We start from the raw sequence: 7,978 nt of genomic DNA on the forward strand, positions 1-7,978 counted from the left end.
ATCAGCCTGGCCGCCCCGCAGCCCGGCGGCACCGTGTCCAGTTTTCTCAACGTCCGCGTCGCCGACATCGCCGCGTTCTACGCCCAGGCCACCGCCAAGGGCGCCGAGTTCCTCACCGAACCCCTGGACCGAAAGGCCGAGCTCCGCTGCTACATGCGCGACCCCGACGGCTACCTGATCGAGATCGGCCAGGCCACCGGCATGCTCGAAGGAGTCTTCGCCGACCCGCCGGCCGACTCCGGACAGTAGACCCACACGGGCGTTACCTGCCCCCATGGCCGCCCGGCGCGACGACGCCGAGCCGCGCCACCACCCACCCGCCACCGCGGAAGGCCGAGACCGATGAGCAACGACGACACGAGCGACGGCGCCGCCGGTGACACGCGCGACCGCTTCACCCAGGCCGCCGAGCTGGGGTGCGCGGCACTGGTGGACGCGATGGGCAGGGTCCACCGCCACCGGGCGCACATCCTCCCCCTGACCAGCCCCGACCCGGCCCGGCCGCTGTTCGGGCCGGCCTCCACCCTCGCCTACCTGCCCTACCGCGACGACCTGCCCCAGGCCGAGACCGGGTTCGCCGAGCTGTTCTACCAGGCCCTCGGCGCTCAGCCGCAGGGACGGGTGCTGGTGCTCTCCAGCGGCGGCTACCCCGACGCATCCCACGGAGGCGGCACCAAGCTCTCCCGCGGCGACCACCAGCAGATCGCGGGGGTCCTCGCCGACGGGCGACTGCGCGACTTCACCGAGCTGCGCGGCTACCGGTTCGCCACCTGGTGCCGCGGCGAGGCGACCCGGTGGGGCGGGGACGCCGTGATGCCCTACGCGGCAGGCGTCGCCGTCGAGATCGCCGGCGTCACGATCACCCCCGGCGACTACGTCTACGCCGACACCGCGGGCGCGGTCGTGATCCCGGCCGTCAGCATCGACCGGGTCCTGGCCGAAGCACACGCCGTCGAGGCCGAGGACGCCCGGGACGCCGAAGAGATCCGAACCGAGAAGGCCGCGGACTTCCGGCCATGAGCCGACCAGGCAGTCCTCATCGGCGGGAGGGAGCGCGTTCGGCCTCCGGGTTTCCGTCGAGGAGCCTCTCGGCCACGTCGAGGCAGATGTGCCAGCCGGCCGCGACCTCCGGGAGCCGGTCCCGGGTGAAGACGAGCGTCCAGCCGTCTCCGGCGGGCTCGCAGCCGGCCTCGGCGAGCGGGCCAGGGCGGTAGGTACCGGAGTTCATTCCTGCTCCAGATCGTCGAGGTGGCGTTCGAGGACCACGAGTTGGCGGGTTGCTCGGGTCATCGCCACGTAGTGGTCCACCGCTCCTTCGATGCCTTCGCCGAACTTCTCCGGGTCGACGAGGACGACCAGGTCGAACTCGAGGCCCTTCGCCAGTTCCGGGGTCAGGGAGCGGACGCGGGGGGTCGGCTCGAACGCCGGGTCGCCGATGACGCAGGCGGTGCCCTCGGTGTGTTCGGCGAGCCAGGTTTCCAGGATGGAGTGCAGGTCCGCGGTCGAGCCGTGGATCACGGGGGCGTCGCCGGTGCGGATGGAGGTCGGGACGTTCGCGTCCGGGAGGACGGCCCTGATGACCGGCTCGGCCTCCGCCATGATCGGCTCCGGGGTGCGGTAGTTGATGCTCAGCGAGGCCAGCTCGATGCGGTCCAGCCCGATCCGCTTGAGCCGGTCCTGCCACGACTCGGTGAACCCGTGCCTCGCCTGGGCGCGGTCCCCGACGATGGTGAAGCTGCGGGACGGGCAGCGGGCCAGCAGCATCTGCCACTCCGCGTCGGTCAGCTCCTGGGCCTCGTCCACGACGATGTGCGCGAACGGGCCCGCGAGCCGGTCGGGGTCGGTGCCGGGGAGCGCGCTCTCGTCGACCAGGCTGACCTGGGCGTCCTGCCCGCGCAGCATCACCACGAGGCCGTCGCCGTCGTCGCCGTCGGCGCCCGAGGCGGCCGCGGCGTCGATCAGGTTGTCGACCACCTGCGCCATCTGCTCGCGCTGGGCGGCGAGCGCGGCGGCGTGGCGGCGCTTGCGGTTGGACGCCGCCGGGTCGCCGAGCCGCCGGCGCGCCGCGTCCAGAAGGGGCAGGTCGGACACCGTCCAGGCGTGCGCGTCGGCGCGCTGCAGCCGCCGGATCTCGTCGGGGTCGAGCCAAGGGGCGCATAGGCGCAGGTAGGCGGGTACCGACCACAGGTCGCCGACGAGGTCGGCCGACTCGATCACGGGCCACGCCCGGTTGAAGGTGGAGAGCAGCTTCCGGTCCTGCCCCAGCGCCCTGCGGAGGAGCTCGGGTGAGACGTCGTCGTCGAGCCGGTCCGTCAGGATGGCGACCAGTTCGTCCCAGATCTGCTCGCGCGCCTCGTTGTGCGGGGTACCGGATTCCGGGGCGGCGAACGCCTCGGCCCAGTCGTCCGGGCCCAGCCAGATGTCGGACCAGTGGGTCGAGACCGTCATCCCCTCGGCGGGCGCCTTCTCGTAGAACCGGACGGCGGGCTCAATGGCCTTCACCAGGTCCGCGGACGACTTCAGTCTCGCGACCTCCGGGTCGGTCTCGGCCCTCGCCTCGGTCCCCTCCGGGAGGAGGTCCCGCAGGGTGCAGGTCTGGACGCCGTCCTCTCCGAGGCTGGGCAGGACGTCCGCGACGTAGGCCAGGTAGGGCTGGTGCGGCCCGACGAACAGCACACCGCCCCGGTTCTGGCCGAGCCGGGGGTCGGAGTAGAGGAGGTAGGCGGAGCGGTGCAGCGCCACGACGGTCTTCCCGGTGCCCGGGCCGCCGTCGACCACCAGGGCGCCGCGGGAGCCCGCGCGGATGATCGCGTCCTGGTCGGCCTGGATGGTGCCGAGCACGTCCCGCATCCGGGCCGACCGGTGGCCGCCCAGGCTGGCGATGAACGCGGACTGGTCGTCCAGCGCGGCGTGCCCTTCGAAGCCGTCCGGGGTGAACACCTCGTCCCAGTAGTCGCTGATCCGGCCGCGGGTCCAGCGGTACCGGCGGCGGCTCGCCAGCCCCATCGGGTTGGCGTGGGTCGCCCCGAAGAACGGCTCCGCCGCCGGGGAGCGCCAGTCGACCAGCAGGCGGCGGCCGGAGCCGTCCTTGAGGCCGAGCCGCCCCACGTACACGGGCTCGGGGTCGTCCGCCCGGACGAAGTGCCCGAGGCACAGGTCCAGCCCGAAGCGGCGCAGCAGCCGCAGCCGCCCGCTCAGCCGGTGGATCTCCATGTCCCGGTCCAGGGCCTGCCGGCCGATGCCGCCGGGCGCCATGCGCGCGTCGTCGAGGCGTTCGGAGATGTCGGCGATCGAGTGCTCCAGGCTCTCCGCGATGGCCGCGAAGTGCCGCTCGTCTCCGGCGATCAGCGCCGGGTCGGCCTTGTGGGCGAGGGTGCGGGGAAGGTCGAAGGCGCCGGTGGTCAGCGGCTCCAAGTGATCAACTCCGATCTGGCGTTTCCGCAGGTTGCGGCCTCGGATGCACGATTGTGCGGCACGACCCGGGTCTTGCCGCAAGCCCCCCGGTGCGCTATACCTTGAGAGTGGCGGGGAGTGCGTGTTCCTCTCCGCGCGGCGAGTCCGATCCCAACCCGAGGATCAGCAGCTCCGCCGACCGCGGCCCGGCCCCGGACGACTTGCGGGAGCAGACCGCCTAAGAGGCGCCACGAGACTCGGCTTCGAGGCGTTGCCGGATACCGGCCCAATCATCGAAATGCACTCCGGGGAAACGCCAGGAGAGCTGCGTTTCGCACGGCTCTTGGTCAAGCCTGCGCAATGTTGTGGACGCCTGGACGCCAACGGGCTCCACGGGCCGGGGAAGGCGGGTCCTTTCCTGCGCACGGTCCGCATCACCGGCCGCCATGACGAACCTTGAAGCCATCCCTTGGACGATCATGGTGACTTCAATTGACGCTCCGGCGCAACCGGTGGCCTCCAGTCTGCCGGCGAATGCACTGATGGGCTTCGTTCCGCCCTTCGGTTCAGCCATCTTCAGATCAGTGCGCTGTACGGAATGCGGAGTCCGGAGCCGCCAATCCAGGAAGCGCACTTCGGTGCAGCTCGGGCTGTAACTGTCCGGGCCGACGTCGGCACAGACATACTCGACTCTTTCCAGCGGCCGGTCACCGGAACTGTAGTCCAGAGGAGCGTCATCGGCGGTGAAGAGGGTCGGAAAGATAATGGCGACCAACCCGACGCTCAGCGTCCAGAGCTGGACGGCGGGGGGCATGGCGAACAACAGGATCTTCCGGCGGAGTTGGCTCCGCGTGGACCAATTGACTGCATCCGCCGCACCCTTGTACGGCCCGGGCTTCCGGAGGGATCCGCTCAACTCCTCCCGGAGCCGGATGTGCCGGAACTGATGGACTACGCCGGTTTGGCGCAGCACACCGCGGTCATGGGCGTCGTCCAGAAACCTCATCAGCCGCCAGGGCAGCTGATTGGTCAGCCCGAGCCACGCCCGTGAGACCTGGTAGGAGCCCCAGGGTGAGTTGAACAGGCTTGCGCAGCCCACTCCCGCCGCGAGAGCGATGGAAAGGTCACGGACGGCGTCCGACGGGGCTCGCACCTCCCCGCGCAGCCAGGACCACGCACCGAACCCGATGAGGGCTGCGACGGCGCCGGCCAGCAGCACGTCGAGAACAAGGTATCGGAACAGGACGGACCGCAGCCCGCGCGGTGCGTCGTCGGTGAGGAACAGGCTTCCGATCCCGGCCCGGGCGAAACGACGAGCCGCGAAGACCAGGAGTGCGGCAAGGCCACCGAGGACCACCCCGGCATCCGCGCCCCAGAGCCGGGCGACGAACCATCCGCCCACGGCGCCGTAGACCAGTGCCCCGAGGAGACCGGTGATCCCTGATTCGATCTGCCACCAGGCGAAGTCGACCGTGTCGTGCGCCTGCATCTGCCGGGCGATGAACGCCAGCCACCGCCGGGCCTTCCCGGGCCGGTACCGGCACCCGGGGTCCTCGGCGTAAACGGTTGGCACGAACCGCTCCAGAAGATGGCTCTCCAGGCGGTCCTGCGATCCGATCTTCGTCAGCTCGCCCGGATCCGTACCGGGCGAGCGGTAGGCCGCACGCGCCAGGTCCAGCATCAGCGGCTTGGACAGGGCGCGGCCCAGCACCGATTCCGGCGCCGCGCGCAGGTGGTCGAAGACCGGGTCCCAACGGTGCTGCCCGGCCGGCTGTGAGCGGTCCAGGAAGGAGATCGCCGCGGTGTACTCCACCGGTTCGAGTTCGATGACGGCGGCCTTGGTGAGATAGCCGCCGGTCTCTTTGACCGACTCCTCGTACTCCGTGGTGCGGCAGGTCACCAGCAGCGGGACGCCCTCGCCGACGGTCTGCTCGATGGCCTCGATGGCGTGGGCGTGCAGCTCCCGGGGCAATTCGTCCAGGCCGTCCAGGACCGGCATGACGCGTCCCGCGTCGACCAGCCGGGCGACGGCGTTCCGGCCGAACTCGCGCCGGTCGGCCAGCTCCGGTTGCAGCTCCGCGATCCGCCGGACCATCCAGGAGCGCAGCGTGATGCGGGGGCGCCAGGACGACAGCGAGAGCAGGACCGGCACCGGCTGATCGGGCCGCGGTTCGGAGAGCAGGTCCCTGGCCAGGAGCAGGGCCAGGACGCTTTTGCCCGAGCCCGGCTTGCCCAGCACCACGGCCTGCCGCTTGGGCAGCGTCCGGATCAGTGCGGAGATCTCGGTGACGTCCCCGCGAAGCCCATGCTGCTCGAGACCCAGGACCTCCGCGCGAGCCTGGACGGGCCGGCCGGTACGCGACCAGCGGACGCGGATCGGTTCGGGACTGTGCAGCTTCCTGCGTCCGATCTCCCGCTCGAGTCGGGCACGGATCCCGCTCGCCAACTGCACGGCGGCGTGGTCCAGGCGGGTTCCCGGCACGACGTTCAGGAACCACTCGTCACCGGTCTTGACGGTGCCGTAATTGGTGCCCACCGATGCCGAACGCGGCCCCGAGGCGTGCACACCGGCGCCCGATGGGGAGTCGTCCGGTTCCTCAGCCCCCGGTTCTTCGTCCGTCACGGCCGATCACTGCGAGCCGCTCGGGAGATTGTTGCGGTCGCCGGTGGCAATGGTCCCGTGGTTGGTGTGCACGGCCACCGACCGCTCTCCGGTCGCCGTCACCTGTATTCCGGTCTCGCGCGCCTCTTTTATCAGCCGCGCGACATCCGCCTCCAGCTTCTCGTCATCGGCCAGCGCCTTGCGGATGGCCTTCCGCAACGCGGCCTGATTGTCGGTGTCCTCGGAATCGCCGATGACATCGGCGAGGGCCTCGGGCACCTCCTCGTCCTCGGCCCGGGCACCGAAAATCCGCTGTGCCAGCCGCCGCCCGAAACCGATCGTCGCGGTCGCGGCTTGCTCCTGCGTATGCGCGAGCACCGTACCCCCGTATGCACTGGCCGCCGCCACCACGTACGGGGTGGCGTCCGCGGCCAATCGCACGATGTCTCCGGACACGGAACGCCTCCCCTGGCGATCAAGAAGACCGAAGTCGCCGCAACGGTCACGATCAACCTTAGAGGGGGCGAGCGGCCACCCGCATGCAGAACTACTCACAATGACGACCGAATCGCCGAGCCCATGGAAACCGGCGAGCCGGAGTTCGAGCCACCCCCTGAACATTGGGTCTGGCGGCTTATTCTCAATAGTGCTTACTCGCGATGTCGCCCCGCCGGCGCCGTGACCGGCCGGCGAGGAGGCCGCGCAGTACGGCGCCGTCCCCCGTCCGGAGGCTCGTCCACCCTCGGTGCGACAGGTAGAACGTGCGGGGAACGGGCACGTTCAAACTATGGATGAGCGAAGCTACAGACGCGGAGACGTCCAGGAACTGACGGACTTCGAGCTGACCGTGTACGAGACCGTCGCGACGATCGACAAGGACGGCGGCGCGGCGGACTTCGACACGATCGAGCGGCTCGTCGGCGCCCCCGAGGAGGACCTGTGGGCCGCCCTCGGGCACCTGGTGTCGATCAACCACCTGCATTCGACCAGCAGGGGCTACCAGCTCGGCCCGCACGACTGGGCGCCCTGACCGTCCCGGTGGGCGGGAGCGTCCCCGGCGGGTGCGCGGGCCTGCGCCATGATGGCCGGGCACAGCAGTCCACGCGGGGAGGCCGGCCGGATGCAGCTCGTCGTCACCGAGGAACAGCGGGAGCTGAGGGACGCGCTGCGGCGCTTCTTCGCCGACCGCTCCCCCTCCGCCGAGGTGCGGCGGCTGATGGGGACCGCCGAGGGCCACGACCCGCGGACGTGGGCGCTGATGGCGGAGCAGCTCGGGCTGCAGGGCCTCGCGATCGGCGAGGAGCACGGCGGCGCCGGGTACGGGATGCGCGAGCTGGCCGTCGTGTTCGAGGAGATGGGGCGGGCCGTGGTGTGCGCGCCGTTCCTCGCCACGGTCACCGCCGCGGCCGCGCTCCAGGCCGGCGAGGGCGGTCATGACCTGCTGCCCGGTATCGCGGACGGCACCACCATCGCCACCCTCGCGGTGGCCGAGGAGGACGGGAGCTGGGATCCCGGCTCCGTCTCGGCCGTGTTCGAGGACGGGGTCCTGCGGGGCACCAAGGACTTCGTCCTAGACGGGCACATCGCCGACCTGGTCCTCGTCGCGGCCAGGGGCACGAACGGCGTCGGCGTCTACGCCGTGCAGGACGACACGAACCTCGTCCGGTCGGCCCTGCCCACGCTCGACCAGACGCGGAAGCTGGCGCGGATCACGCTCGACGGCGTCCCGGCGCGCCGGGTGGGCGGCGAGGACGCGCTGCGGCGGGCCCTCGACGTCGCGGCCGTGGCACTGGCCGCCGAGGCGCTCGGCGGCGCGCAGAGGACCCTCGACATGACGGTCGAGTACGCGAAGGTACGGCACCAGTTCGGGCGGCCGATCGGGTCGTTCCAGGCGATCAAGCACCGCTGCGCGGACATGTTCGTGCTGGTGGAGTCGGCGCGGTCGGCGGTGCTGAACGCGGCGGCCGCCGCGGACGGGAACCC

The 7,978-nt window shown here is 71.1% G+C and carries 8 protein-coding genes; 4 read left to right on the forward strand and 4 right to left on the reverse strand.

Going from position 1 to position 7,978, the window contains the following annotated elements; translation table 11 throughout:
* On the forward strand, positions 1–249 hold a 249-nt coding region (locus IEZ03_RS37405; protein ID WP_229807896.1), incomplete at its 5' end, for a VOC family protein.
* Positions 250–342: 93 nt separating this feature from the next.
* Positions 343–1,020, forward strand: a complete 678-nt coding sequence (locus IEZ03_RS00785) for an RraA family protein (RefSeq protein WP_184883022.1) — start codon at positions 343–345, stop codon at positions 1,018–1,020.
* A gap of 16 nt (positions 1,021–1,036) precedes the next feature.
* Here IEZ03_RS00785 and IEZ03_RS00790 read toward each other — a convergent pair whose 3' ends face one another.
* From IEZ03_RS00790 to IEZ03_RS00805, 4 genes are all read right to left on the reverse strand, one after another.
* Positions 1,037–1,228 (reverse strand): SRPBCC family protein, encoded by a 192-nt coding sequence (locus IEZ03_RS00790; protein WP_184883020.1) that lies wholly within the window; start codon positions 1,226–1,228, stop codon positions 1,037–1,039.
* Positions 1,225–3,414, reverse strand: a complete 2,190-nt coding sequence (helR, locus tag IEZ03_RS00795) for an RNA polymerase recycling motor ATPase HelR (RefSeq protein ID WP_184883018.1) — start codon at positions 3,412–3,414, stop codon at positions 1,225–1,227. Before helR ends, IEZ03_RS00790 begins: the two co-directional genes overlap by 4 nt.
* A gap of 217 nt (positions 3,415–3,631) precedes the next feature.
* Positions 3,632–6,016 carry an NACHT domain-containing protein gene (locus IEZ03_RS00800; RefSeq protein ID WP_184883016.1) on the reverse strand — a complete coding sequence of 795 codons (2,385 nt, stop codon included), beginning with the start codon at positions 6,014–6,016 and terminating at the stop codon, positions 3,632–3,634.
* 6 nt (positions 6,017–6,022) lie between these two features.
* The gene (locus IEZ03_RS00805) at positions 6,023–6,451 is read right to left on the reverse strand and encodes a hypothetical protein (RefSeq protein ID WP_184883014.1); all 429 of its coding nucleotides are present in this window, start codon (positions 6,449–6,451) and stop codon (positions 6,023–6,025) included.
* Between the two features lie 331 nt (positions 6,452–6,782).
* Between IEZ03_RS00805 and IEZ03_RS00810 the strand changes: the two genes are divergently transcribed.
* Both IEZ03_RS00810 and IEZ03_RS00815 read left to right on the forward strand, forming a co-directional pair.
* A complete protein-coding gene (locus IEZ03_RS00810) occupies positions 6,783–7,025 on the forward strand; it encodes a hypothetical protein (RefSeq protein ID WP_132042604.1) in 243 nt (80 codons plus the stop codon).
* A gap of 90 nt (positions 7,026–7,115) precedes the next feature.
* Positions 7,116–7,978: acyl-CoA dehydrogenase family protein (locus IEZ03_RS00815; RefSeq protein WP_229807972.1), on the forward strand; the 863-nt coding region annotated here is incomplete at its 3' end.

The sequence above is a fragment of the Actinomadura livida genome (assembly GCF_014648675.1).
Classification (GTDB): Bacteria; Actinomycetota; Actinomycetes; order Streptosporangiales; family Streptosporangiaceae; genus Spirillospora; species Spirillospora livida.